23 protein-coding genes are annotated in these 24,432 nt (G+C 68.5%); 11 read left to right on the top strand and 12 right to left on the bottom strand.

The features are described from left to right. Window positions 1-106 precede the first annotated feature (106 nt). Window positions 107-1,096 carry a transcriptional regulator GcvA gene (gene gcvA / locus SFB74_RS19815; RefSeq protein WP_432725973.1) on the top strand — a complete coding sequence of 330 codons (990 nt, stop codon included), beginning with the start codon at window positions 107-109 and terminating at the stop codon, window positions 1,094-1,096. Here the strand turns inward: gcvA and SFB74_RS19810 are convergent. Both SFB74_RS19810 and SFB74_RS19805 read right to left on the bottom strand, forming a co-directional pair. Next, the gene (locus SFB74_RS19810) at window positions 997-1,437 is read right to left on the bottom strand and encodes a hypothetical protein (RefSeq protein ID WP_432725972.1); all 441 of its coding nucleotides are present in this window, start codon (window positions 1,435-1,437) and stop codon (window positions 997-999) included. The two genes, gcvA and SFB74_RS19810, sit on opposite strands and share 100 nt — an antisense overlap. A gap of 53 nt (window positions 1,438-1,490) precedes the next feature. Continuing rightward, window positions 1,491-2,417 carry a LysR family transcriptional regulator gene (locus SFB74_RS19805; RefSeq protein ID WP_432725970.1) on the bottom strand — a complete coding sequence of 309 codons (927 nt, stop codon included), beginning with the start codon at window positions 2,415-2,417 and terminating at the stop codon, window positions 1,491-1,493. A gap of 101 nt (window positions 2,418-2,518) precedes the next feature. Here SFB74_RS19805 and metE point away from each other — a divergent pair, with 101 nt between their 5' ends. The 5 genes from metE to SFB74_RS19780 all read left to right on the top strand — a co-directional run bounded on the left by metE (window position 2,519) and on the right by SFB74_RS19780 (window position 8,570). Further along, the gene (metE, locus tag SFB74_RS19800; protein WP_432725969.1) at window positions 2,519-4,864 is read left to right on the top strand and encodes a 5-methyltetrahydropteroyltriglutamate--homocysteine S-methyltransferase; all 2,346 of its coding nucleotides are present in this window, start codon (window positions 2,519-2,521) and stop codon (window positions 4,862-4,864) included. Window positions 4,865-4,985: 121 nt separating this feature from the next. Further along, on the top strand, window positions 4,986-5,789 hold the full coding sequence (locus SFB74_RS19795) for a hypothetical protein (RefSeq protein WP_432725968.1): 804 nt from the start codon (window positions 4,986-4,988) through the stop codon (window positions 5,787-5,789). Between the two features lie 141 nt (window positions 5,790-5,930). Next, complete coding sequence (locus tag SFB74_RS19790) at window positions 5,931-6,914, top strand: tripartite tricarboxylate transporter substrate binding protein (protein WP_432725967.1); 984 nt, start codon at window positions 5,931-5,933, stop codon at window positions 6,912-6,914. Window positions 6,915-6,955: 41 nt separating this feature from the next. Further along, a complete protein-coding gene (locus tag SFB74_RS19785; protein ID WP_432725966.1) occupies window positions 6,956-7,924 on the top strand; it encodes a tripartite tricarboxylate transporter substrate binding protein in 969 nt (322 codons plus the stop codon). 292 nt (window positions 7,925-8,216) lie between these two features. Beyond that, window positions 8,217-8,570 (top strand): alpha/beta hydrolase, encoded by a 354-nt coding sequence (locus SFB74_RS19780; protein WP_432725965.1) that lies wholly within the window; start codon window positions 8,217-8,219, stop codon window positions 8,568-8,570. A gap of 86 nt (window positions 8,571-8,656) precedes the next feature. On the opposite strand, the gene SFB74_RS19775 is transcribed toward SFB74_RS19780, so the two are convergent. Then, a complete protein-coding gene (locus SFB74_RS19775; protein ID WP_432725964.1) occupies window positions 8,657-9,244 on the bottom strand; it encodes a DNA-3-methyladenine glycosylase I in 588 nt (195 codons plus the stop codon). A 59-nt stretch (window positions 9,245-9,303) separates the two neighbouring features. On the opposite strand from SFB74_RS19775, the gene SFB74_RS19770 reads away from it, so the two are divergent. Both SFB74_RS19770 and SFB74_RS19765 read left to right on the top strand, forming a co-directional pair. Further along, window positions 9,304-11,046 (top strand): dipeptidase, encoded by a 1,743-nt coding sequence (locus SFB74_RS19770; protein WP_432725963.1) that lies wholly within the window; start codon window positions 9,304-9,306, stop codon window positions 11,044-11,046. Between the two features lie 139 nt (window positions 11,047-11,185). Beyond that, a complete protein-coding gene (locus SFB74_RS19765) occupies window positions 11,186-12,925 on the top strand; it encodes a dipeptidase (protein ID WP_432725961.1) in 1,740 nt (579 codons plus the stop codon). Here the strand turns inward: SFB74_RS19765 and SFB74_RS19760 are convergent. From SFB74_RS19760 to SFB74_RS19720, 9 genes are all read right to left on the bottom strand, one after another. Beyond that, entirely contained in the window at window positions 12,879-13,400 is a 522-nt protein-coding gene (locus SFB74_RS19760; RefSeq protein ID WP_432725960.1) for a MerR family DNA-binding protein, read from the bottom strand. The genes SFB74_RS19765 and SFB74_RS19760 overlap by 47 nt on opposite strands. A gap of 116 nt (window positions 13,401-13,516) precedes the next feature. Further along, window positions 13,517-13,834, bottom strand: a complete 318-nt coding sequence (locus SFB74_RS19755) for a chaperone modulator CbpM (protein WP_432725959.1) — start codon at window positions 13,832-13,834, stop codon at window positions 13,517-13,519. 2 nt (window positions 13,835-13,836) lie between these two features. Beyond that, window positions 13,837-14,799 carry a DnaJ C-terminal domain-containing protein gene (locus tag SFB74_RS19750; protein ID WP_432725958.1) on the bottom strand — a complete coding sequence of 321 codons (963 nt, stop codon included), beginning with the start codon at window positions 14,797-14,799 and terminating at the stop codon, window positions 13,837-13,839. Between the two features lie 55 nt (window positions 14,800-14,854). Then, the gene (locus SFB74_RS19745) at window positions 14,855-15,499 is read right to left on the bottom strand and encodes a histidine phosphatase family protein (protein ID WP_432725957.1); all 645 of its coding nucleotides are present in this window, start codon (window positions 15,497-15,499) and stop codon (window positions 14,855-14,857) included. Window positions 15,500-15,522: 23 nt separating this feature from the next. Then, window positions 15,523-17,925, bottom strand: coding sequence for an acylase (locus SFB74_RS19740; RefSeq protein ID WP_432725956.1), 2,403 nt, complete (start codon window positions 17,923-17,925; stop codon window positions 15,523-15,525). Window positions 17,926-18,021: 96 nt separating this feature from the next. Beyond that, window positions 18,022-18,603, bottom strand: coding sequence for a glutathione S-transferase family protein (locus tag SFB74_RS19735; RefSeq protein ID WP_432725955.1), 582 nt, complete (start codon window positions 18,601-18,603; stop codon window positions 18,022-18,024). A 38-nt stretch (window positions 18,604-18,641) separates the two neighbouring features. Then, a complete protein-coding gene (locus SFB74_RS19730) occupies window positions 18,642-19,280 on the bottom strand; it encodes a CDP-alcohol phosphatidyltransferase family protein (protein ID WP_432725954.1) in 639 nt (212 codons plus the stop codon). Between the two features lie 137 nt (window positions 19,281-19,417). Then, window positions 19,418-20,158: a glutamine amidotransferase gene (locus SFB74_RS19725; protein WP_432725953.1), complete on the bottom strand. Its 741-nt coding sequence runs from the start codon at window positions 20,156-20,158 to the stop codon at window positions 19,418-19,420. 33 nt (window positions 20,159-20,191) lie between these two features. Further along, a complete protein-coding gene (locus tag SFB74_RS19720; protein WP_432725952.1) occupies window positions 20,192-21,091 on the bottom strand; it encodes a LysR family transcriptional regulator in 900 nt (299 codons plus the stop codon). Between the two features lie 141 nt (window positions 21,092-21,232). Between SFB74_RS19720 and SFB74_RS19715 the strand changes: the two genes are divergently transcribed. The 3 genes from SFB74_RS19715 to SFB74_RS19705 are packed head-to-tail and all read left to right on the top strand — an operon-like array spanning window position 21,233 to window position 24,364. Beyond that, window positions 21,233-22,393: a CaiB/BaiF CoA transferase family protein gene (locus tag SFB74_RS19715; protein ID WP_432725950.1), complete on the top strand. Its 1,161-nt coding sequence runs from the start codon at window positions 21,233-21,235 to the stop codon at window positions 22,391-22,393. Continuing rightward, window positions 22,386-23,330, top strand: a complete 945-nt coding sequence (locus tag SFB74_RS19710) for a hydroxymethylglutaryl-CoA lyase (RefSeq protein WP_432725949.1) — start codon at window positions 22,386-22,388, stop codon at window positions 23,328-23,330. The genes SFB74_RS19715 and SFB74_RS19710 overlap by 8 nt, the downstream gene beginning before the upstream one ends. A gap of 59 nt (window positions 23,331-23,389) precedes the next feature. Continuing rightward, window positions 23,390-24,364 (top strand): Bug family tripartite tricarboxylate transporter substrate binding protein, encoded by a 975-nt coding sequence (locus tag SFB74_RS19705; RefSeq protein ID WP_432725948.1) that lies wholly within the window; start codon window positions 23,390-23,392, stop codon window positions 24,362-24,364. Window positions 24,365-24,432 lie beyond the last annotated feature (68 nt).

The following is a 24,432-nucleotide window of genomic DNA, read 5'->3' as shown; positions in this document are numbered from 1 at the left end:
TAAGCCTGCAAGGCTCGCTCTGGCCATGCTGAAGCCGATGTTCCTGCTTCGCAGCTTCCGGCACAAACCAGAATTTCTGCTCCGTTCGAATCAGTTTGGCTAAACGATGGAACACCAGCTACCGCCGCTCAACGCGCTGCGCGCCTTCGAGGCCACCGCACGCCATCTCTCGGTGAAGAACGCGGCCGACGAGCTCTGCGTGACGCCGGGCGCCGTGAGCCAGCTCGTCAAGACGCTGGAGCTGCACCTGGGCGTGCAGCTGTTTCGCCGCGTCAACCGGGGCATCTTCCTGACCGATGCGGGCCAGGCCTACCTGCCGCCCGTGCGCAATGCATTCAGGCAGATCAGCGACGCCACGCAGAAGCTGGCCGTGCCGGCCGAGAGCGGCCTTCTCACCGTGAGCACCACGCCGTTCTTCGCCTCCGCCTGGCTGGTGCCGCGCCTCAAGTCATTCCAGGAGGCGCATCCCGACATCGACCTGCAGGTGCAGGCGAGCAACACGCTGGCCGATTTCGCGCGCGATGGCGTGGACGTCGCCATCCGCCATGGCACGGGCCAGTACGCCGGGCTCGCCAGCCAGCTCGTGTTGACGGTCGAGATGGTGCCCGTTGCCGCGCCCTCGCTGGTGGCCGAATTCGGCAAGCCCGCGAAGCCGGCCGATCTGCTGCGCTGGCCGCGCGTGAACGACGCGCAGCGCAAGGGCTGGCGCCTGTGGTTCGCGGCGCAGGGCGTGGCGGATGCCGGCCCGGTGCGCGGGCCGTCGTTCGACGATGCCGGCCTGCTGCTGGGCGCAATACAGGCGGGGCAGGGCGTGGGCCTGCTGCCGGCGGCGCTGGTGGCGAACGACGTGGCGGAGGGGCGGCTGGTGCGGCTCTTCAAGGCCGCGCTGCTCGACGGCTTCGCCTACTACCTCGTGTACCCGCAGGCAAGCCACGACCGCCCCAAGGTGGCGGCGTTCCGTGGCTGGATCGCCGAGGCGATGCGCGACAGCGGCGCTCAGACGGCGGCCAGGAAGCCGTCGGCGTCTCCGCCTTCGCACTTCCAGTCGGCGAAGACGCCGACGAGGCTGCAGCTGGTGCAGCGGCAGCCGAGGTAGTACCAGCGCACATCGTTGCTTTCGGCGTAGAGCGACACACCCGACAGCAGCTCGAAGGACTCCTCGCCGCAGACGCATTCGTGGCCCCCGAGTTCGGCCTCGTCCGCGTATTCGGCACTGTCTCCCATCAGGTGCACGCTGCCGCAGGCGGTGCAGGTGCGTCGTGCCGCGCCTGCTTCCTCGTCGCTCTCGAGTCTGAACGCGCGATGGCCGCAGGCGCATGCCGACGCGGCGAAGCGCGTGGCGACATAGGCGTTGGACTTGCTGTAGCGCTGCACCTCGACTTGCGTGTCTTCGAGGCCGTCGCCGTACCAGTAGCGGCCTTTCTTCTTCAGAGCCATGCGGTCTTCCTCTTCGTCCTCGGGTTGGTGTGCGGACGATTCTGCCGCGTGCGCTATAGCAGCTCGATGCCCGGCAGGCTCTTGAAGCAGCTCTCGCGCGTGATGCGCACGAAGTCCGCGAGCCAGGGCTGTGCGGACGTGCCTTGCGTGCATGCCATGTAGAGCCGCCCGGTCAGCCCCTTGCTGCCCACGCGGCGCGCGGTGACATAGCCTCGGTCGAGGTAGTTCTGCACCGCCCACAGAGGCAGCGTCGCCACGCCGCGTCCGCTCGCCACCAGCTGCAGCATCGCCACCGTGAGTTCGGTGGTACGGCGGTGCGCGGGCTCGACGCCCGCGGGGCCGAGCACCTGGCGCACGATGTCGAGCATGTCGTCGGGCACGGGGTAGGTGATGAGCGTCTGGTCGGTGAAGTGCCTCGCCGTGAGGTATGCCTTGGCCACCAGCGGATGGTCATTGGCCAGCAGCGCCATGATCTCGAAGCGGAACAGTGCGTGGTAGTCCACGGTTTCGCCCGGGTCCTGCTCGGACACGATCGCCACCTCGGCGCGGTTCTGCATCACCAGCGCGATGGGGTCGGGATGGAAGCCCGAAACGATATCGAGCTCGATCTCGGGCCAGCGCTGGCGGAAGGCGTCCATGGCCGGCATGAGCCAGTCGAAGCAGGTGTGGCATTCGACCACGATGCGCAGCTGGCCGCTGCGCCCCAGCGCGAGCCGGGCCACGTCGCGCTCGGCTTCCTCTATCAACGGCAAGGCGGTGTCGGCCAGCTGCAGCAGGCGCAGGCCGGTGGTGCTGAACTGCGGAGGCACCGACTTGCGCTCGAAGAGCTGCGCGCCGTAGCGGTCTTCGAGCAGCTTGATCTGGTGCGACAGCGCCGACTGCGTGAGGTTGAGCAGTTGCGCCGCGCGCACGAGGCTGCCGGTGTCGCGCAGCGCGATGAGCGTGCGCAGGTGGCGAATTTCGAGAATCGATTGCTGCATGAAAAATATTCAATCGAATGGGCAAAAGGTTTCGTTTGAATCATATTCCTCAAACGCCGACCATCGCTGGTTTCCAAGATCAGCGACCGGATTACCTGCAAATGACCACCCGTACCCACACCCTCGGCTTTCCGCGCATGGGCGCCCACCGGGAACTCAAGTTCGCCCTCGAGAAGCACTGGCGCAGCGAGATCGACCGTGCCGCGCTCGAAGCGGTAGGCGCTGAGCTGCGCGCCCGCCACTGGCAGGCCCAGCGCGATGCGGGGCTCGACTTCGTGACGGTGGGCGACTTCGCCTACTACGACCACGTAGCCAACCACATCCAGCTGCTGGGCTGCGAGCCGGAGCGTTTCGGTTTCCACGGCGACGAGTCCGAACTTTCGCGCTACTTCAAGATGGCGCGGGGCGTGGAGAGCGAAGTCGGCCACGTGCACGACGAGAGCTGCAACCACGGCACCGAAGGCACCTTCGCGCTGGAAATGACCAAGTGGTTCGACACCAACTACCACTACCTCGTGCCCGAGTTCAAGGCGGCCACGCGGTTCAAGCTCGCGTCGACGCGCCTCTTCGATGAAGTGGGGCAGGCGCAGCAGGCCGGCCACGCCGTCAAGGCCGTGCTGCTGGGGCCGCTGAGCTTCCTGTACCTGGGCAAGGAAAAGGAGGCCGGCTTCGACCGCTTCTCGCTGCTCGAACCGCTGCTGCCGGTGTACGAACAGGTGCTCACGCGGCTGAAGCAGCAAGGCGTGGAGTGGGTTCAGATCGACGAGCCCATCCTCGGCCTCGACCTGCCCGACGCCTGGCGCAACGCCTTCGAGCGCGCCTACTGGCAGCTGGCCCGCAGTGCGCCCAAGCTGCTGCTGGCCACGTATTTCTCGCCGCTGTCGGACAACCTGCGCCTGGCTTGTCAGCTGCCTGTGGCCGGCCTGCATGTGGATGCCGTGCGCTCGCCGCAGGAACTCACCGGCGTGGCCGACTGGCTGCCGGCGCACAAGGTGCTGTCGGTCGGTGTGGTCGATGGCCGCAACATCTGGCGGACCGATGTCGACGCCGCGCTTGCGAAGCTCGGGCCGGTGGCCGAAAAGCACAAGGGCGAGTTGTGGATCGCGCCATCGTGCTCGCTGCTGCACGTGCCGTTCAGCCTCGCGGCCGAGACGAAGCTCGATGCGGAGCTGAAGTCGTGGCTCTCTTTCGCCATCGAGAAGCTCGACGAATTGCGCGTGCTGCGCGCGGCCATCGACGGCGACGAGGCGTCGGTCGCAGCGGAGCTGGCCGATGCCCGTGCGGCCGTCGCGGCCCGGCGCGCCAGCCCGCGCGTGCATCGGCCGGACGTGGCCCTGCGCCTGGCGCGCAGCGTGGCCGGCGACGACAGCCGCGTCTCGTCCTTCGGGCTGCGCCAGTCTGTGCAGCGCACGCGCTTCGCGCTGCCCGCGCTGCCGACCACCACCATCGGCTCGTTCCCGCAGACCGCCGACATCCGCGCCGCGCGCGCCGCCTTCAAGCGCGGCGAACTCGACGCGGCCGGCTATCGCGAGAAGATGCGCGCCGAGATCGCGCTGGCCGTGCGCAAGCAGGAAGAGCTGGGCATCGACGTGCTGGTGCATGGCGAGGCCGAGCGCAACGACATGGTCGAGTACTTCGGCGAGCAGCTCGACGGTTTCGCCTTCACCGCCAACGGCTGGGTGCAGTCGTACGGCTCGCGCTGCGTGAAGCCGCCGGTGATCTTCGGCGACGTGGCGCGCCCCGCGCCGATGACGGTCGAGTGGACCGCCTACGCGCAAAGCCTCACGAAGCTGCCGATGAAGGGCATGCTGACCGGCCCCGTCACCATCCTGCAGTGGTCCTTCGTGCGCGACGACCAGCCGCGCGCCACCACCTGCGAGCAGATTGCCTGGGCGATCCGCGACGAGGTTGTCGATCTCGAAGGCGCGGGCATCGGCATCATCCAGATCGACGAGCCGGCCATCCGCGAAGGGCTGCCGCTGCGCCGCGCCGGCTGGCCTGCGTACCTGAAGTCGGCCACGCGCGCCTTCCGCATCAGTGCCTCGGGCGTGCGCGACGAGACGCAGATCCACACCCACATGTGCTATTCGGAGTTCAACGACATCCTGCCGGAGATCGCGGCGATGGACGCCGACGTGATCACCATCGAGACCAGCCGCTCCGACATGGAACTGCTGCGCGGCTTTGGCGGAGAGAATGATGCGGGCGGCTTCCGCTACCCGAACGAGATCGGCCCGGGCGTGTACGACATCCATTCGCCGCGCGTGCCTTCGATCGATGAAATCGTTCGGCTCATGCGCAAGGCCGCCGGCGTGGTGCCGCCTGCCAACCTCTGGATCAACCCAGACTGCGGCCTCAAGACCCGCGGCTGGCCCGAGACGGAGGCTGCGCTGTCGAACATGGTGGCGGCGGCGAAGCTGCTGCGCGAGGAACTGGCGCAGGCCTGACGGACGGAAGAGACCGGCACGGCCGGGGAGGGCGGCAAGAGGGAAATGCCGGCGTGCCAATAATGGCGCCATGCTTTGCCTGAACCGTCTCTTTCCCTTTCGTTTCTCCCTGTTGCTTCTCTTGCTTCCGGCCCCCTTGATGGGCTGGGCGCAGAGCCGCGCTGAAGCGCTGCTGCAGTTCGAGGGCGTGCAGCCGCGCTACCAGGCCTCTTACGGTGCTGGGGCCGTCTCGCGCGGCGCGAGGGAGCTGCTGGACCCCGACGACCAGGCGATCGCCGACAAGGCGCTCAAGGCGCTGGACACGGCGGCATCGCGCGCATTCAACACGGCCGCCTCGGTGGCTGCCATCCAGCAGGAAGTTGCATCGGCCGGTAACGGCGGCGCGGCGCCCAGCCCGCAGCTGCTCGCCGCCGTGACCCGTTTCGTGAAGCTGCGCACCGACTATGCGGCGATGAGCGAAGGCGGCAAGGCGGAGTTCTTCAACCGCGAGCGCGCCAAGCCCGTCGACCCCGCGCGCGCCGAACTGCTCGAACGCATGGCCGTCGCGGATGTGCGCGAGATCGATTTCTCGAGCCAGCTGCTGATGAGCGCCGTGGTCAAGCAACTGGCGCGCGGCAACGGCGGCCAGTTCAGCTCGCTGCCTGACCGCACGCTCGACATGGCGCTCGACACGCTGTGGTCGCGCGGCGTGACCTCGACCCGCCCGCGCAACCTGATGCTCGTGGCGCGCGAGTTCGAGCGGCAGGTGACGCAGGCGCTGCTCGCCGCGCTGCCCGATGCCGACGTGGCCGCCTTGCTGGCATGGCGCAACGACCCGCAGGCCGCTGCCGAGCGCGAGGCGCTGGTGGGCACGTACCGCGCCGAGGTCAAGGGCAGCGGCGGCGTGGCGCTGCGCACGCTGATACGCGGCTGGCCGCGTTCCTGATCGCCGGAGCGGTCGACGGCCGCTGTCGCTGCTAGGACAAATCCCGAGGCCCAAAACCGGCCCGAGGGCGTGCAATGCCCGATGCCCTGCACGGGCTTGAACGGCGCGCGGCTGCGCCCTCAACTTCGGGACAACAACTCCATGAACATCGACCGTCGAAGCTTTGCCGCACTGGCTCCCGCGTTCGCGCTGGGCGGACTCGTTCCGCGCCTGGCGAGTGCGCAGGCCGGCGCGTTTCCGTCCAAGGCCATCCGCATCGTCTGCCCGTTCGCGCCGGGCGGTGGTTCGGACTTCATCGCGAGGCTGACCGCGGCGCGGCTGGCCGAGCGCATCGGGCAGCCCGTGCTCGTCGACAACCGGCCCGGCGCCGGCGGCACGCTGGGCACCGACATCGGCGTGAAGGCCGCGCCCGACGGCTACACGCTGCTGCTGGTGGCGGGCAGCTACACGGTGAATCCGGCGCTCTACAAGCTCGGCTTCGACCCGGTGGCGGACATCACGCCGGTGATACAGCTCTCGCGCGGCGCGTATGTGCTGTGCGTGAACCCGCGTGTCGAGGCGCGCAACCTGCAGGAGCTGCTGGCGCTCGCGCGCAAGGACCCGGGCAAGCTCACCTTCGCGTCGAGCGGCGCGGGCGGGCATCTGCACGTGGTGACCGAGTACATGCTCGAGATGGCGAAGGTCAAGGCCACGCATGTGCCTTACAAGGGCACCGGGCCGGCGGTGAGCGACCTGCTGGCAGGCAACGTCGACATGCTCTTCGCGGGCACCGAGGCGCTGATGCAGCACGTGAAGGCCGGCAAGCTGCGCGCGCTGGCGGTGAGCACGGCGAAGCGGCTTCGGGCGTATCCGGACATTCCGTCTGTTGCCGAGAGCGGCCTGCCCGAATACGACGTGGTCGCCTGGCATGGCCTGGTGGCGCCCAAGGGCCTGCCGCCGGCCGTGCTCGCGAAGCTCAGCACCGAACTCAATGCGATGCTGCGCGCCAAGGATGTGGAAGACCGCCTCGAGCCCACGGGCGTCGGCGCGGCCGGTGGCACGCCGGAAGAATTCGGCGCGCTGATCCGCGCCGAGATCGTGCGATATGGCAAGGTGATACGCGAGGCCGGCATCAAGGCCGAATGACGACCCTCAATCCAGCACACAACACACAGGAGATATCCCCCATGTTTTCCAACCGCATCGCTTCGCTCGCCGTCGGGCTTGCCGTGTCCGTCGTCGCGCAAGGCGCCGCCGCGCAGGCCTGGCCCACCAAGCCGATCAGGCTCGTCGTTCCCTTTTCCGCCGGAGGTGCCAACGACCTGATGGCGCGCGCAGCGGCCGAAGGTGCGTCCAAGCAGCTGGGGCAGCCGGTGGTGGTCGACAACAAGCCCGGCGCGGGCGCGATCCTCGGCGCCGACGTGGTCGCCAAGAGCGCGCCGGACGGCTACACCTTTCTCGTGAGCGCGGCCGGGGTGGTGTCGAACAGCATGATCAAGAAGAGCATGCCGTACAAGGACGATGCGCTGGTGCCCGTGGCCATGATCGGGCTGGCGCCCTCGGTGGTGGTGGTGCCGGCCGATGCGCCGTACAAGGACCTGAAGGAATTCGTCGCAGCGTCGAAGAAGTCGGGTAACGGCTTCCACTGGGCCACCGCCGGCACGGGCAGCACGCCGCATTTCGTCGAGGGCATCCTGCAGACGAAGTACGGCAGCAAGCTCGACGTGGTGCCCTACAAGAGCGGCTCGGAGTCGATCACCGCCGTGCTCGGTAACCAGGTCGAGGCGACGTCCGAGGCCAGCATCGTGGTGCTGCCCTACGTGAAGAGCGGCAAGCTCAAGGCATTGGCGGGCACCTGGAGCCAGCGCATCTCGGCCTACCCGGAACTGCCGACCGCGGCGGAGGAGGGCTTCCCCGAGATCCGCATCGCGCACTGGGCCGGTGTGCATGCGCCGCGCGGCACGCCCGACGCGATCATGGACAAGATGGCCGCGGCCGTGGACGCGGCGATGAAGTCGCCTGAGATCGCGAAGCGCCTGAAGGACATGGGCATCGAGCCCATCGGCGGCACGCGCGCGAGCTTCGTGAAGTTCGTCGACGAGGAACGCACCCGGCTCGGTGGCGTGGTCAAGGCGACCGGCATGAAGGAAGACTGAGCCGATGCCCCGAAACCGGGCGCGTTGGCTGGCACGGTACGTGCATTGCACGTAGCACCTTTTGCCGAAGGGCAAGGCCTGGCCGGCAAGTTGCGCTTGACGGTCTAGAGAAAAAGTATGCAAACTAGCCACGTTTTTGGCGGCAGAAAGAGCAGTTGGATTAGCGTCGTCAAAAAGTTCCCGGTCATTGTTTCAATTTCATGAACACTGCGATTCACTCTTCATAGGGTTTGCCCTAGGTTTCGTGGTGCACACTAGCGGCACCCAAAAGCCCAATGAAGAAGGAATTGAAATGAAGACCTCGAACATCCTCGCTGCCGCCGCCCTGTCCCTGCTCGCCGCCGCTGGCGCCCACGCAGAAACCTACGAAGGCGTTCAGCCCCTGACTTCCGGCTACAGCCGCGCCGACGTGGCGCCCCAGGCTGTGGCCGCTGCCCGTGCCGGCAACTCCTACGGCGACAACGAAGGCGCCGCCTCGACCGCAACGCCCGCCCTGGCCGCTTCGGTCGACCGCGCTACCGTCCGCAGCCAGGCAGTTGCCGCTGCTCACGCACCGGGCCAGAACCTGCGTCCCGAAACCTTCGCTGGCAGCGTGATCCCCGCGCAAGCCAAGGGCCTGACCTTCACGCGTCAAGCCGGCCTGTAATTCGAAAGCGGCGCAAGCCGCTCTTCATCGAAGCACAAGTCACACATCAGGAGAAACCGGACCTGCGAAAGCAGCGTCCGGTTTTTTCATTGGGGCTTCAGCTTGTGTTTCGCCCCATGGCGGTGGCAGTCGTGCGCATGGTCGTCCACGATGCCCGTGGCCTGCATCCACGCGTAGACGATCACCGGCCCGACGAACTTGAAGCCACGCTTCTTCAGCGCCGCGGAGATGTCCTCCGACAGCGGCGTCTTCACCGGCACGCTGCCGGTGCGGTTCACGATGGGCTTGCCGCCGGCCATGCCCCAGATGAATTCCGAGAAGTCCTCGCCCTTGGCCTGCATCTCGAGATAGGCGCGTGCGTTGCCGATGGTGGCCTCGATCTTCGAGCGCGAGCGCACGATGCCGGCGTCCTGCATCAGCCGCTCGACGTCGGCCTCAGTGAATTTGACGATCTTCTCGGGCACGAAGCCCTTGAAGGCCTTGCGGAAGGCATCGCGCTTGCGCAGGATGGTGAGCCACGAGAGCCCGGCCTGGAAGCCGTCGAGCATCAGCTTTTCCCACAGCGCGCGGCTGTCGCGCTCGGGCACGCCCCATTCGGCATCGTGATAGGCCATCAGCAGCGGGTCGGTCTGGGCCCAGGCGCAGCGGATCTTGGCGGTGCTCTTGTCGTTCATCGTTCGTTTCTTCGCTCGGCTATCGTGGGGGATGTTTTCAGAATGAGGGGGTGACCCTGATGCAGCAGCATTTTCGATTTTCATTGTCGGCGCTTTCGCTCGGAGTAGCGCTCGCCCTTGGTGCGCAGGCGCAGGCCGAGACGCTCCGCAAGCCCGAGCTCGACCAGCTCGCCGCCGCATGGCAGGCCGGCAAGCCGCCCGCCGACTTCAATGCATTCCTGGCGCAGGCCGAAAAGGCCCATCCCGCGCTCAAGCCCGCCGTGACTGCCTACCGCAAGAAGGCGACGCCGCTGGCCGGCGACGACCTCGTCAACATCGCGCGCCTGCTCGGCCTCTACAACCGGCTGAAGAACCAGCAGGCAGTGATCGCGAGCATCGGCACCATGGTGGCGATCCCGACGGTGCGCAACGTGCAGGTTCCGCCCCACGAGAGCCCGCCGATCATCGAGTTCGGCCAGCTCGTGCAGGAGATGGCGGGCGATTTCGGCCTTGTCTACCGCAACGTCGACAACCGCATCTTCGAAGTCAGCCTGAAGGGCACCGGCACCGAGGAGTTCGGCATCCTCACGCACTCCGACGTGGTGCCCGCCGTGCTCTCCGAATGGGTGCTCGACGACGGCACGCGGCTCGACCCGTTCAAGATGACGCGCGTGGGCGACTTCCTCTACGGCCGCGGCACCATCGACGACAAGGGTTCCATCGCCGCCGTGCTCTATGCGATGAAGACGGTGAAGGAAAGCGGCCTTCCCATCGACCGCAGCATCCGCCTGATGATCGAGACCACCGAGGAAACCGGCGGCGACGCGATGCAGTACTACCGCACGAAGACGCAGCTGCCGGCCTACAACATCGTGCTCGACAGCAAGTACCCGGCGGTGGTGGCCGAGAAGGGCTCGGGCGCGCTCAAGGTGCTGTTCCCGGCCGAAGCCGCCGATGGCGCGTCGACCGTGATCACGGCGATGAGCGCAGCGGCGTCGGCCAACGCGATCTCGCAGACGGCAACGGCCACGCTCAAGGGCAGTGACCTCGCCGCCGCGCTCGCGAAGCTCGAAGCCGCGAAGCCGGCCTTCCTGCAGAAGTACGAAGGGCAGGGCGGCAAGTTCTCCATCGACATCGCACGCGGCGCCGACGCAATCGAGCTGAAGGTGACCGGAGTCTCGGCCCACGGCTCGCGGCCCGAGGAGGGCGTGAACCCCCTGCCACGCCTGGCGCTCTTCCTGCAGGAGTCCGGCGTGCCGCTCGCGCCCAACCACTACCTGAAGGCCGTGAAGTACATCGACGCGCTTTACGGTACCGGCTACCTCGGCGAGAAGATGGGCCTGGGCTACGCCGACGACTTCATGGGGCCGCTGACCTTTTCTCCGAACCTCGTTCGCATGGGCAGCGACGGCAGGCTCGAAGTCACGGTCAATGCGCGCATGCCTCGCGGTCGCACGCCGGAAGAACTCAAGGCGCAGGTCACCGAGAAGATCAATGCGTGGGCTAGCGCGAACAACGTGAAGCTCGAAGTCGCCTACGACCAGGGCAACTGGATGGCGCGCGACCCCAAGGGCGCATGGCTTTCGACGCTGCTGAACATCTACGGCGACACCACCGGCCTCGAGGCAAAGCCCGTGCCCACGGCCGGCAGCACCACCGCGAAGCTGATGCCCAACGCCATCAACTTCGGGCCCGCGATGCCCGGCAAGAAGTACACGGCGCACAACGCCAAGGAGTACAAGGAAGTGCCCGATCTCGATGCCGACATGCAGATGTTCACCGAGATGCTGGTGCGCATCGGCAATCTGCGTCAGATGCAATAGGGCGTGCGGCATTCGCGAACTTAAAGGCGCGCTTTCTCCCTCGTGCGCAACGTTTCTTCGTAGTGCGTGAGAGCCTCTCGCGAGGCGCGGCTCGGGTATCTTTGAAGGCTTCCATTTTTGTGAACAGGGAGTCACTTTCATGCCCCAATTTCGCTTCTCGTTGCCTGCCCTCACCATGGGCCTGATGGCAGTTGGCCTCACCGCACCGGCCTTCGCAGAGACGATCAAGAAACCCGAGCTCGACCGCCTGGCCTCTGCCTGGCAAGGCGGCAAGCCGCCGTCGAGCTTCAATGCATTTCTTGCGCAAGCCGAGAAGGCCAACCCCGCGCTGAAGCCCGCGGCGGCTGCCTATCGGAAGAAGGCGCCGCTTGCCGGCGACGACCTCACCAACATCGCGCGCCTGCTCGGCCTGTACAACCGCCTGCACAACCAGAAGGCCGTGATCGCGAGCCTGGGGGCGATGGTGGCGTTGCCGACGGCGCGCAACGTGCAGATTCCGCCGCACGAGAACCCGGCGATCATCGACTTCGGCAAGCTGGTCGAGAAGACGGCGCGCAGCTTCGGGCTGGAGTACCGCAACGTCGACAACCGCATCTTCGAGGTCAGCCTCAGGGGCCGCGGCACCGAGGAGTTCGGCATCCTCACGCACTCCGACGTCGTGCCGGCAGTGTTGTCCGAATGGGTACTCGATGACGGCACCCGGCTCGATCCGTTCACGATGGTCCAGGTGGGCGACCGCCTCTACGGCCGGGGCACCATCGACGACAAGGGCTCCATCGCCGCCGTGCTCTACGCGATGAAGACGGTGAAGGAAAGCGGCCTGCCCATCGAGCGCACCATGCGCCTGATGATCGAGACCACCGAGGAGACCGGCGGCGACGCCATGGAGTACTACCGCGGCAAGGTGCCGCTGCCGGCCTACAACATCGTGCTCGACAGCGGCTACCCGGCAGTGGTGGCCGAGAAGGGCGCGGGCTCGCTGAGCGTGTTCTTCCCCGCAGAGAAGGCCGACGGCAGCGTCACCGCGATCACCGACATGGGCGCCGCTGCAGCGGTCAATGCCATCTCGCAGACCGCCACCGCCACGCTCAAGGGCGGCGACCTCGCGGCCGTGTTCGCGAAGCTGGAGGCCGCCAAGCCGGGCTTCCTGCAGAAGTACGAACCGCAGGGCGGCAAGTTCGCGATTGCCGTCACGCGTGGCGCGGACAGCATCGACATCAAGGTCACGGGCACCTCGGCCCACGGCTCGGAGCCCCAGAACGGCGTGAACCCGCTGCCGCGGCTGGGCATGTTCCTGCTGGAGTCCGGTGTGACGCTGGCGGACAACCAGTTCCTCAAGGCGGTGAAGTACGTCGACGCGCTGTACGGCACGGGCTACCTCGGCGAGAAGATCGGCCTGGGCTACAGCGACGACTTCATGGGGCCTCTGACCTTTTCTCCCAACCTGATCCGCACCGGCGCCGACGGCCGGCTGGTCGTGTCGGTCAACACGCGCATGCCGCGCGGGCGCACGCCAGAGGAGCTCAAGGCGCAGGTCACGGCGAAGATCAACGAGTGGGCGGCCGCGAACAAGGCCGCTGTCGAGATCAAGTACGACCAGGGCAACTGGATGGCGCGCGACCCTTCCGGCCAGTGGCTGACGACGCTGCTCAACATCTACGGCGACACCACCGGCCTCGAGGCCAAGCCCGTGTCGGCGGCCGGTGCCACCACCGCCAAGCAGATGCCCAACGCGATCAGTTTCGGCCCCGGCATGCCGGGCAAGAAGTACACGGGGCACAACGCCAAGGAATACAAGGAAGTGCCAGACCTCGACGCCGACCTGCAGATGTTCACCGAGATGCTGGTGCGCATCGGCAATCTGAAGCAGATGCAGTAGGAGGCGCGACGGGAGCGGGCGGCTGGGACGAGAAGCCCCTGAGCTCCAGCAGCTCGTCGAGGATGGGACAGGCGGGCTGGTGGTCGCCCAGGCACAGGCCGGCGAGGCGCTCCAGCACGCGCTTCGTCGCCAGCAGTTCCTCGATGTGCGATTCGAGCTCTTCGGTGCGCGCGAGGGCGATGTGCTTCACCTCGGCGCTCATGCGGTGCTCGTCCTGCCTGAGCGCGAGCAGCCTGGCGATGTCGCCCATGCCGAAGCCGAGCGCGTGCGCCCGGCGGACGAAACGCAGCACGCCGACGTGCTCGTGCGTGTATCCGAGGCCAAGAGTGCCCTGGAGCAGGCCGCGGGCCTCGCACTGGCGCAGCAGCCGCTCGGAGACGCCGGCGCGGGCGATGGCCTCTTCCATTCCGAATCGCCGGCCGGCCTGTGTGGTTGTTGTCGCCGGTTCGGGCGTGCCATGGGTGCGAGTGTTCATGCGAGCTCCTTCCTGTTGAGAAGGCCCGCAGTCTTCGGCTTCGCATGGTGTCAAGGTCAAGCGGGCGGGCCGCTTTCCCCTGGGGGCGGGAGGGCGATGCGCCCGCCCTCGGATTCCTATCGGAGGCCGTGCGCGTGCAGGGCCGCCTTGAGCCGCCGCACTTCGTGCTGCAGGTCGAGGATCAGCGCCGCGGCGTCGAGGTTCACGCCGAAGTCGCGCTCCAGCCTGCGAGCTTCGAGCGCGCATTGCAGGTCGGTGCTCGAGAACTGCCAGCGCTCGGGCTGGGCCTCCGCGGTTTCGATCCGCAGGATGCCGACCTCGACCAGTTGCACGACCCATGCGGTGTCGGCGCCGACGGCATGCGCCAGTTCGCTTGCGGCCAGCGGTTGCGAGGCGCTGATGGCGGTGGCGCTCGTGAGAGTGAAATTCACCATGCTCAGACTCCCAGATGCTGGCGTGGATGGAAGGATGCGGTGGCTTGCGCCAGCTGCTCGTAGGCCTTGCGTGCCTCGTCGCTGTCGGCGGGCGGCAGCGCGATGTCCAGCAGCAGGTACAGGTCGCCAGGTGTCTTGCCTGCGAGCCCCCGGCCCTTGAGCCGCAGCTTCAGGCCGCTGCGTGCGTTGCGCGGCACGGTCACCTCGACCACGCCGCCGGTGGGTGTCGGCACCTGTACCTGCGCACCCAGCGCGGCCTCGGTGGGCGTGACGGGCAGCGTCATGTACAGGTCGCGCTCTTCCACGCGGTAGAGCTTGTGCGGCGCGATGCGCACTTCGAGATACAGGTCGCCCGCGGGCTCGCCGCCGTGCCCGGGCATGCCCTGGCCGGCGAGGCGGATGAACTGGCCCGGGTGCACGCCCGGCGGGATCTTCACGCTGAGCGTGCGGTTGGTCCACTGCGGATGGCCCTGCGCGTCGACGGTCTGCGCGCGCAGCGTGATCTCGCGCTCGGCACCGTTGAGTGCGTCTTCCAGCGTGATCTCGATGGCCGCATGGTGGTCTTCGCCGCGCGCGCGGAAATTCTGCCGCGTGGCGCCGCGCCGCTCGGCCTCGCCGAACAGCGAGGAGAAGAACTCGCTGAAGTCGGCATGGTCGGCCGGGCCCTGGCGAGCGCCGCGGTGGAACTCGAAGCCCTCGTCCCAGCCCGGCGGCGGACGGAAGTCGCCCTCGGGGCTGCCGCCGCGCGCGACGCGGTCGGCCAGCGCGTCATAGGCGGCGCGCTTTTCCTTGTCGCCCAGCACGTCCTTGGCCTCGTTGATGTCGCGCATGCGCTGCTCGGCATCGGGCTCCGTGCTGACGTCGGGGTGGTATTTGCGGGCGAGCTTGCGGTAGGCCTTTCGCACTTCGTCGTCGGACGCGGTGCGGTCGATGCCCAGAGCGCTGTAGTAGTCCTTGAATTCCATGGTGCGTGGTGGTTCGTTGGGTGGACGGCATCGAGGTCAGGAAGATCCCGGGCCGCTAGGCCAGGGCTGCATCGCCGTCGGCATGCCGCAGCAGCGGCGTAACGGCCCATGTGGGGCCGCGACGCTCGAAACGCAAGGGCTGGGCGTTGCCGAGCAGGCCGAGGTCGACGGGCACGCCCAGCAGGGCGGCCAGCGCGTAGAGCGTGCCGCCGTGCGCCACCACCAGCACCGGTGCCGGCAGCCGCAGGGCGGTGTCGATGGCCTCGCGCGTGCGCGCGACGAACTGCGAGAGCGTTTCCCCGCCCTCGGGCTCGCAGGCCCAGTCGATGTTGGCGGACGAGGTGCCGATGAGCGCGCCGAAGTTGCGCTCGCGCAGCGTGGCCTGCGCGGCCGGCACGAGCTTCAGCGCGGTGGCGACCGCGTAGGCCGTGTCGTTCGCGCGCCGTGCGTCGCTGCACACCACGGTGCGTATCGGCTCGCCCGCCAGCAGCGTGGCGGCGCGCGCCGCCTGCTGCAGGCCCAGTTCGCTCAGGGGCTCGTCCACCGCCTGAAAGATGCGCAACGCGTTGCGGCCGGTCTGGCCATGGCGCAGGAAGTAGAAGTGGTCGCAGTCGGGCGAAAGCGGTTGCGTCGCCGCGATGCGGATCAGCTCGTCGAGCCCGCTCGGGCTCTTGTGGGAAGTGGCGGTCTGTTGCGACATGGATGGATCGGTGTCAACTGCTGTCAGTACGCGAGCTGCAGCGGCGTGCCCTCGCGCTGTGCCCGCACGTCGGCGGGGTGGAAGGGCAGCGGATGCCACTGCTTGGCCGCGAACAGCGGCAGCTGGTCGTAGGCGCGCGGCGAGGCGAGGTCGCTGCTCTGGCCGTAGGTCAGCAGGCCCTGCGCGACCGGACCGTTGGCATCGAAGGTCACGACCTGCATGTAGCTGCTGCCGTAGTTGACGTTGTAGCCCTTCGGGTCGATCAGCGACTGGCCCTGCGACTCCAGCTTGTTGAGCACGCCCTCGAACTCGTCGCCGCCGTGCAGCGCGATCTTCTGGCCGCGCACCACGCGCGACTGCGGCACGCCAAGCGGCACGTCGGCCGCGAAGCCGGCGGTGCGAAGGATGCCGACCGCGTCGCCCAGCGCCTTGAAGACGGCCTCGCGCGTGGCGGGCGTGGCCATGTCGAGCCCGGCCGGCGTCGTCACCGGCTGCGCGGGGTCGAAGGGCACGCGCCAGACCTTCGGGATGTCCTTCGTCTTGCGCCAGAACTCGCGGAAGAGCGGCGCGCCCTTCGAGTCGGCATTGCTGGTGCGGTCCCAGGCCGAGAGCACGCGGCAGCCCGATGCCTGGTCGGCGGCGAGCGCGTTGCCGGCTGCGCGGCAGGCGGCCTGCAGGTCGTCCATCACCAGCATGCCCGCGAGGTTGCGGTCGCGGAAGATCACGCTGCGCAGTTCGGCCGCGCCCATGCGGTTGCCGGGCAGGCCGTCGGCGCCCGCGAGCCGGCCGCGGATTTCCATGATGCCGCTGCGCGTGCGCAGCCGCTGCGGCACGCCCACCGGGCCCACGAGCGGTGACACGCCCGCTGCCGGCGCGACGTCGGGGTTGCTGAGCCAGAAGCTGTCGTTGCTGTTCTGAACGTAGTCGGGCGTGACGAGCACCGGCATGCGCGCTGGCGGGATGATGCCCGGCGAAGCGGCCGCGCTGTCGCGGTTCCACGCGCAGGCGCCGCGAGAGCCGTCGAGCACCGCCAGCCCGGCCGCGTTGAGCAGCGCAGCGGCGGCGGGCGAGGGCGCGCAGCTTTTCAGCACGTCGGCCGACACGTCGGGCACCACCGACAGGTCGGCATACATCGCGTTGCCGTCGCGGTCGGCCGCGATGGTGTTGATCCACGGCATGCCCTGGTTGCCCATGGCGGCGCGCAGCTCGGCGACGTTGCGGGCCTGCGCCATCTTCATCCAGGCCTCGGCGGAGCGCACGTTGAGCGTGTTGGCGTCGCGGATGGCGTAGGCCTTCTGCGCCGTCCAGCCCAGGCCGGCACGCGGCAGCGAGATCACGGGGCCCCAGTCGGTCGAATAGAAGGTGTGCTGCACCGGCGGCGCGCTGCCGCCCGTGGCCGCGGCGGGCAGCGTCACGGTGCGCGCGACCATCTTCCGCGGCTGGCCGTCGACCAGGTACACGGTCGGGTCGGCGGGGTCGAGCTTCAGCTCGTACAGCGTGAAGCGCTTGCCGGTCGAGACGGTGTGCGTCCAGGCCACGTCCTTGTTGAAGCCGATGGCCACCACCGGGCTCAGGCCGCCGGTCGCGCCCATCACGTCGACCTTGCCGGGAATGGTCAGGTGCATTTCCCAGAAGCGGTTGGTGCCGTTCCACGGGAAGTGCGGATTGCCCAGCAGCAGGCCTTTGCCGTCCGGCGTGGCGTTGCGCCCGAAGGCCCAGCCGTTGGAGCCGAGCTCGCCGCCCTCGGGGTTGGCATTGAAGCTGTGGCGGCCGATCTCGGCGACGGCTTGCTTCAGTTCGACCGGCGCGGCGCCGGTCTTCGCGCCGGGCACGGGCGGCACGGCGGCCAGCACGGCACCGGCCAGCGCGCCCAGGCCACCCTGGATCATCGACATCTCGGTGGCGCGCGACAGGTCGGAGGCCGTCATCGGGCGCACCCAGGGCTTGCCGCGGCAGGCTTCGGGCAGGCCGTTGGGCCCCGCGTCCTGCAGGTAGCGGTTGTAGCCGGCCACGTAGCCGCGCAGCGCGGCCTGCACGTCGGGGCTGGTGGTGGCACCCGCACGTGCCAGCGCCGCGTCGTCCATGTGATAGCGGATGAACAGGTCGATCTGCGCGTTGGGCGCGCGACCCAAGCCCAGCTCGCCGGTGTTCTGCGCGCCCAGGAACTGCGAGCGCTCGCCGCGCAGCGTGAGCAGGTGCTCGGCCGTCTGGCAGACGTTGTCCTGCGCGTGCGCATAGGCGCTGCCATAGGCCAGGCCCTCGTAGTCGGGCGCGGTGATGTGCGCGATGCCGAAGGTGGTGCGCTCGATGGTCACGCTGCGCGCGCCGGGTGGCGGCGTGCTCGCGCAGGCGGCGAGCAGGGCGACAAGGCCCAGGGAAAAGGCCGTGAGCGGAAACCGGGAAGGCGTGGCGTTCTTCGATGTCATGCGGGCGTCTCTCTTTTTTTGGAAAGGAACAGGGAAGCCGATTAAAGGGCGTGCCTCCGCCGCGCGTTGTCACCAGCGCGGCACGCCGCGCCGTGTTCAGCCGAACTTCATGGCCTTGGGGCGGGCCTGCAGACGGTTGATGTAGGCATCGAGCTTCGGCCGGTTCGAGCGGCCGCCGAATGCACGGTGCCAGATGAGCATCGAGCCGATCATCACGTCGGCCGCCGTGAACTGCGCCCCGAACAGGTAGGGGCCGTCGCCCAGTTCGCGTTCGACCGCGTCCTTGGCCGCCTCGAAATCGGTCCAGCCGCGCGCGCTGTTGTTGCTGCGGATCTTCAGCAGGCTGTCGCCCATCGCGGGCTCGAGCTGCGAGGTCGAATAGACCATCAGCGACAGGTAGCGGCCCCGCTCGACCGAGCCGACGGGCGGCGCGAGCCGCTTGCCGGGAAACTTCTCCGCCACGTACATGCAGATGGCCGCGTTCTCGAAGATGCGCGCGCGGCCGTCGACCAGCGCCGGCAGCTTGCCGGCCGGGTTGATCTTCAGGAACTCGGGCTTCTTGTGCGCCTTCTCCCTGATGAGGGTGGGCACGATCTCGTAGTCGACACCGGCTTCATCGAGCATCCACTTCGCGACTTGCGAGCGGCTGTGCGGGTCGAAATACAGCTTCATGGTCATCGGGCGTTTCTCCTGGGGTCTTCTTTCTGGATGGAAGGTCAGAACTTGGGAATGCGCAGCGTCTTGCTGATCATGAGCGTGCCCGAGAGCGCGAACAGCAGCGCCAGCGGATGCAGCTGCCACGGCCCCACGACCCAGGCACCGCCCCACAGGTCGGCGCCGATGCGGCCGTGCCACGCGGCATATGCCAGCACGCCCACCAGCACCACGCTGGTCGGAATCGGCGTGCCTTCGAAATACTTCACCTTGTCGGAGCCGGCCGAAAGCGTCTCGGCCGTCACGTTGAAGCGTGCGAGCCGGCTCACGCCGCAGCAGACGAAATAGACCAGGATCGCGCAGTCCCAGCCACCGTTGAGCCCCGCCGCGAAGCCCAGCGCCGCGGGTGCCACGCCGAAGGAGATGACGTCGGCCAGCGAGTCGAGTTCGCGCCCGAGGGCGGATTGCGTCTGGCGCCAGCGCGCGATGCGGCCGTCGAGCACGTCGAAGACGAAAGCGGTCGGTGCGAGCGCGGCGGCCCAAAGGAATTGCGCGAGCGACTGGCTCGCCATGAAGGCCATCGCCAGGAACACCCCGCCCACGCCGCAAGCCGCATTGCCGAGCGTGAAGACGTCGGCCAGGTGGAACTCCCGGATCATCGAGAAATGCTTGCGGGCCGGCACGGGGGAAGGGGTGTTCATGGAGGCGAAGAAAAAGAACTGGCGGGCGGCCAATGGACCGCACCTTAACCGAAGCGGCAAGCGTAGCCTGTAGTCGCGGTCCGACGCGCGCGGCGCGCCTGTCGGACGGATTTCAGGGGAGGCGGGAGGGAGGGCGCTCAGGCGCCGTGGTGCGTCTCGACGATCCGCGCGAAACGCCCGAGCACGCTGGCCGCCGCGTCGGTGTCGACGACGCGATCGCGCATCGCGGCCGGGTCGGCGCCCATGGAGGCGAGTTCGCCGGTCAGCATTTCGATGTAGCCGCGCATGGCGCCGGCGTCGAATTCGGGGTGGAACTGCACGCCCCAGGCGTGCTCGCCCACACGGAAGGCATGCACCGGCTCGTGTTCGTTGCCTGCCAGCAGCACGGCGCCTTCGGGCAGGCGCAGCGCGCTTTGCCAGTGCACCGCATGGGCCGGGAACTGCGCGGGCAGGCCTTGCAGCAGCGCATCGGCGGCGGCGGCTTCCTTCAGCGTGACGGTCACGGTGCCGACTTCCGCGCCCTGCGGATGGTCGCCGGCTTCGCCGCCCAGGGCGTGCGCGAGCAGCTGGTGGCCGTAGCAGATGCCCAGCACGGGCGTGTCGCGCGCGACGAGCTGCGCAAGCCATGCGGCCGTGGTTTCGCTCCAGGGCTCGCGGTGCGACACCATCGCGTGCGAGCCGGTGACCACCACGCCCGAAACCTCGGCCGCGTCGGGCAGGGCGTCGCCCCGGCGCGGATCGACCACCAGCAGGGGCAGCGCGTGCGTGCCGAGCCCGTCGGCGATCCAGTGCTCGAAGTCGCCCTGCTGCGCACGCAGGGCTTCGAAGGTACTTCCCAGCTTGACGATGACGAGGGGATGCGGTCGGCGAATGTCCATGCCGCGATCATGCCGCAGAGCGAAAGCTCGGTTTCAGCGGACGGCTTCCCGGCTGTGCAGCAGGTCCATGAAGGCCCGGCTCACCGGCGAGGGCGAGCGCCCCGCCCGCATCACCAGCCCGATGGGCCGCGACATGACCGGCCGCTGCAGCGGCACCGTCACCAGATCGTCGTTGTGCGCGAGCTGCAGCGCCAGCCGGGGCAGGGCGGTGATGCCCAGTCCCGCCGCGACCAGCGCGCCGGCGGCCGCGACGCTCGGGTACTCCAGCGCCGGCACCACCTGCAGCCCGCGCTGCAGGAAGGCCGCGTCGGTGATCGGGCGGATGCTGCTGCGGAACCCGCTGGCAATGAAGGGCCGCGTCGCGAACACCGACCACGCGACCGAGGCCCGCGACGCGAGCGGATCGTCGCGCCGGCACAGCAGCATGAACGGGTCGTCGATCAGGTGGCGGTAGAGCATCGGCTCCTGCGGCCCGGGGCGCACGCTGATGCCGAAGTCGGCCTTGCCCTCGTCCACCGCGGAGCGCACCAGCTCCGCCGGCCCCTCGACGAACGAGAACGCCACCTGCGGATGGCTGCGGCGGAACTCGGCGATCGCATTGGGCAGCAGCGCCACGCCGGTCGACGGCAGCGCCGCGATGGTCAGGTGCCCGCTGCGCCCCTCGAGGAACTGCGACAGCTCGCTGAACGAGCTGTTGAAGTTCTCCAGGATGCGCAGCGCGATCGGCAGCAGTTCGCGTCCGGCGGGCGTGAGCTCGACATGCCGCGTGTCGCGGTCGAAGAGCCGCGCGCCGGCCAGGTCTTCGACGATGCGGATGGTGCGGCTCAGCGCCGGCTGCGACACGTGCAGCGCCAATGCTGCGGCGCGGAAGTTCGAAGTCTTCGCGACCTCGGCGAAGGCCTCCAGCTGCTGCAGCGTGATGTCGACTCGCAAGGCACTTCCTTCCCGCTTCCTTCCGGATTGATCCGCTCAAGTTATCACAGATATAGAAACATTCGTCTTCCCAGATCAGTGAGCGGGGGCCAGACTTCGAGCCATCTACAACGGAGACAACCCCCGTGCGGGGCACGAGACATGCAAGGAATTCTGGAAGGCATCCGGGTGCTCGAACTCGGACAGGTGCTGGCCGGCCCGTTCGCCGGCGCCATCCTCGCGGACCTGGGGGCCGACGTGGTCAAGCTCGAGCGCATCGAGGGCGGCGACGACGCGCGCCACATGGGGCCGGCGTTCCGGCACGGCGACGCGCTCAACTTCCACGTGTTCAACCGTGGCAAGAAGTCGGTGGCCATCGACCTCAAGAGCGCCGAGGGCATGGCGGTGTTCGAACGGCTGGCGGGCGAGGCCGACATCCTCATCCATAACCTGCGACCGGGCGTCACCGAGTCGATGGGCATCGACGGGCCATCGCTGTGCGCGCGCCATCCGCGCCTCGTCTACTGCGGCATTTCCGCCTTCGGCCATGCCGGCCCGCTCGCCATGCAGCCGGGCTATGAGCCGCTGATCCAGGCCTTCAGCGGCCTGTCGAGCATCAACGGCGGGCCGGACGACCCGCCCATGCGAACCGGTGCCTCGGTGTGCGACCAGGGAACCGGCATGTGGGCGGTGATCGGCGCGCTGGCGCTGCTGCAGCGGCGCCACGTCACCGGCAAAGGCGGCGTGGTGAGCGCCTCGCTGCTCGAGACGGCGCTGGTCTGGACCGGCCAGAAGTCCGACGCCTACGCCAACGAGGGGCGCCAGCCCGATCGTCACCGCTCCGGCCACCCCGGCTTCGTGCCCTACGAGGCTTTCGACACCGCCGACGCGCCGCTGCTCGTGTGCTGCGGCAACGACCGCCTCTTCGCCAAGTTCGCGCACGAGCTCGGCCGCGACGACTGGACCGCCGACGAGCGCTTTGCCACCAACCGCATGCGGCTGCGCCACAAGGCCGAGCTGCTCGCGCAGATCGGGCCGCTGCTGCGCGCAGGCACGCGCGACGAGTGGAGCGCGCGCTTCGCCGCGGCCGGCGTGCCCTGCGCGCCCGTGCACACGCTGCCCGAAGCCATCGCGCATCCGCAGGTCGAGGCGCTCGGCATGCTGCAGGGCGTGCCGGGAGAAGACTTCAGGCTGACGGCGCTGCCACTGTCGATCGACGGCCGGCGCCCGTCGCACCGCTCGGTCGCGCCGCGGCTGGGCCAGCACAACGCGGAGTTCGGCGCGCCCGACGTGCCGTCGAAGGAAGGGAGAACGCATGTCTGATCTGCCGCGCCGCGTCCATCTGCACGAGGAGGGCCCGCGCGAGGGCTTCCAGATCGAGGCCGGTCCTATCGCATCCGCCGACAAGGTGCGCTTCATCGAGGCGCTGGCCGAAACCGGGCTGGAGGAGGTGCAGTGCGTCTCCTTCGTGAACCCCGAGCGCGTGCCCGGCATGGCCGACGCCGAGGAGGTCGCCCGCGCGATCCGCAAGCGTGAAGGCGTGCGCTACACCGGCCTGTGGCTCAACCTGCGCGGCATGCAGCGCGCGATGCGCACGCAGCTCGACATCGAAGGCACCATCGGCACCAGCGCATCGGAAGCCTTCTCGGTGCGCAACAACGGCAAAGGCCTGGACGCGCTGCGGGAGTCGCAACGCGAGACGCTGGCCTTCTGCATCGACCACGGCATCGCGGTGACGCGCGGCATCGTCACCACGGCCTTCGGCTGCAATCTCGAAGGCGCGATCGCCCCGGCCACCGTGGTGGAGCGCGTGGCGCAGATGCTCGACGTGATGGCCGAGTTCGACCTGCGCCTGCCGATCCTGCGGCTGGCCGACACCGTGGGCTGGGCCCAACCCAACGCCATCGCCTCGGTGGTCGGCGCGGTGCGCGAGCGCTGGCCCGATCTGCGGCTGGGCCTGCACCTGCACGACACGCGCGGTACCGCGATGGCCAATGCGCTCATGGGCCTGCAGATGGGCATCGACACCTTCGACAGCGCCTGCGCCGGCCTGGGCGGCTGCCCTTTCGCGGGCCACACCGGGGCGGCCGGCAACATCTGCACCGAGGACCTGGCCTTCATGTGCGAGGAGATGGGCATCGAGACCGGCGTGGATCTCGACGCGCTCATCGGCTGCGCGCGCACGGCCGAGGAGATCGTCGGCCATCCGCTGCCGGGCAAGCTCATGCGGGCCGGCACGCTGGGGCGCTTTCGCCACTGATCGCTGCCGCCCTTCGACGAGCCCAAGAAAGAAAACAAACCACAGAAAGAGACAACACCGTGCCGACTCCGATCTCTCGACTCCGCGCCGCCCTGGCGCTCTGCGCGTCCGTGCTGGCCATCGCTGCGGCCCATGCCCAGCCGTACCCCGCCAAGCCCATCACCATCGTCGTGCCCTTCGGCGCCGGCAGCGGCACCGACCAGCAGGCGCGCAGCATGGCGCAGGCGCTGGGCACCGAGTACAAGGTGCCGGTGATCGTGGACAACCGCGCCGGCGCCAGCGGCTTCATCGCCGCACAGTACGTGGCCAAGGCAACGCCCGACGGCTACACCGTGCTCATGACCACCAACACCACGCACGCGGCCAACGAGCACCTGTTCAAGAAGCTGCCCTACGACCCGGTGAAGGACTTCACGCCGGTCACGCTGCTGTCCAAGGGGCACATGCTGCTGCTGGTGAATGCCGATTCGCCGATCAAGTCGGTGGCCGATCTCATCGCGGCGGCGAAGAAGTCGCCCGGCAAGCTCAATTTCGGCAGCGGCAGTTCGTCCAGCCGCGTGGCGAGCGAGTTGCTCAAGCAGATGGCCGGCATCGACGTGGTGAACGTGCCCTACAAGAGCAATCCGCTGGCCATCACCGACCTGCTGGGCGGGCAGGTCGACTTCATGTTCGCCGACGCGCCCACGGCGCTGCCGCAAGTGAAAAGCGGCAAGCTGCGCGCGCTGGCCGTCAGCGGCAACAAGCGGCTCGAGGCCGTGCCGGCGCTGCCCACCGTGGAAGAGGCCGGCGTGAAGGGCTACGACATGTCCTACTGGACGGCCGTGTACCTGCCGCCGGGCGCGTCGACGGCCGTCACTCGGAAGCTCAACGAGATGATGATCAAGGTGTCGGCGGCGCCCGCCGTCGTTGCCTACCAGGCCACCACCAGCGGCGAAGCCGTCACCAGCACGCCCGAGGGGCTGGCCCGGTTCCAGGCGGCCGAATCGCAGAAGTGGGGGCAGGTGATCCGCGCGGCCGGCATCCAGCCGGAATGACGACGCCGTGAGTGGGGCCGGCCGCAGGGGGCTCGCAAGCGGGGCGGGGTAGGGCTACAGTCGACCTG

This window comes from Variovorax xiamenensis (assembly GCF_050916385.1).
Taxonomy (GTDB): Bacteria; Pseudomonadota; Gammaproteobacteria; order Burkholderiales; family Burkholderiaceae_C; genus Variovorax.
Note: the sequence above shows the minus strand (reverse complement) of the source record. Positions and strands in the feature narration are given on the sequence as shown.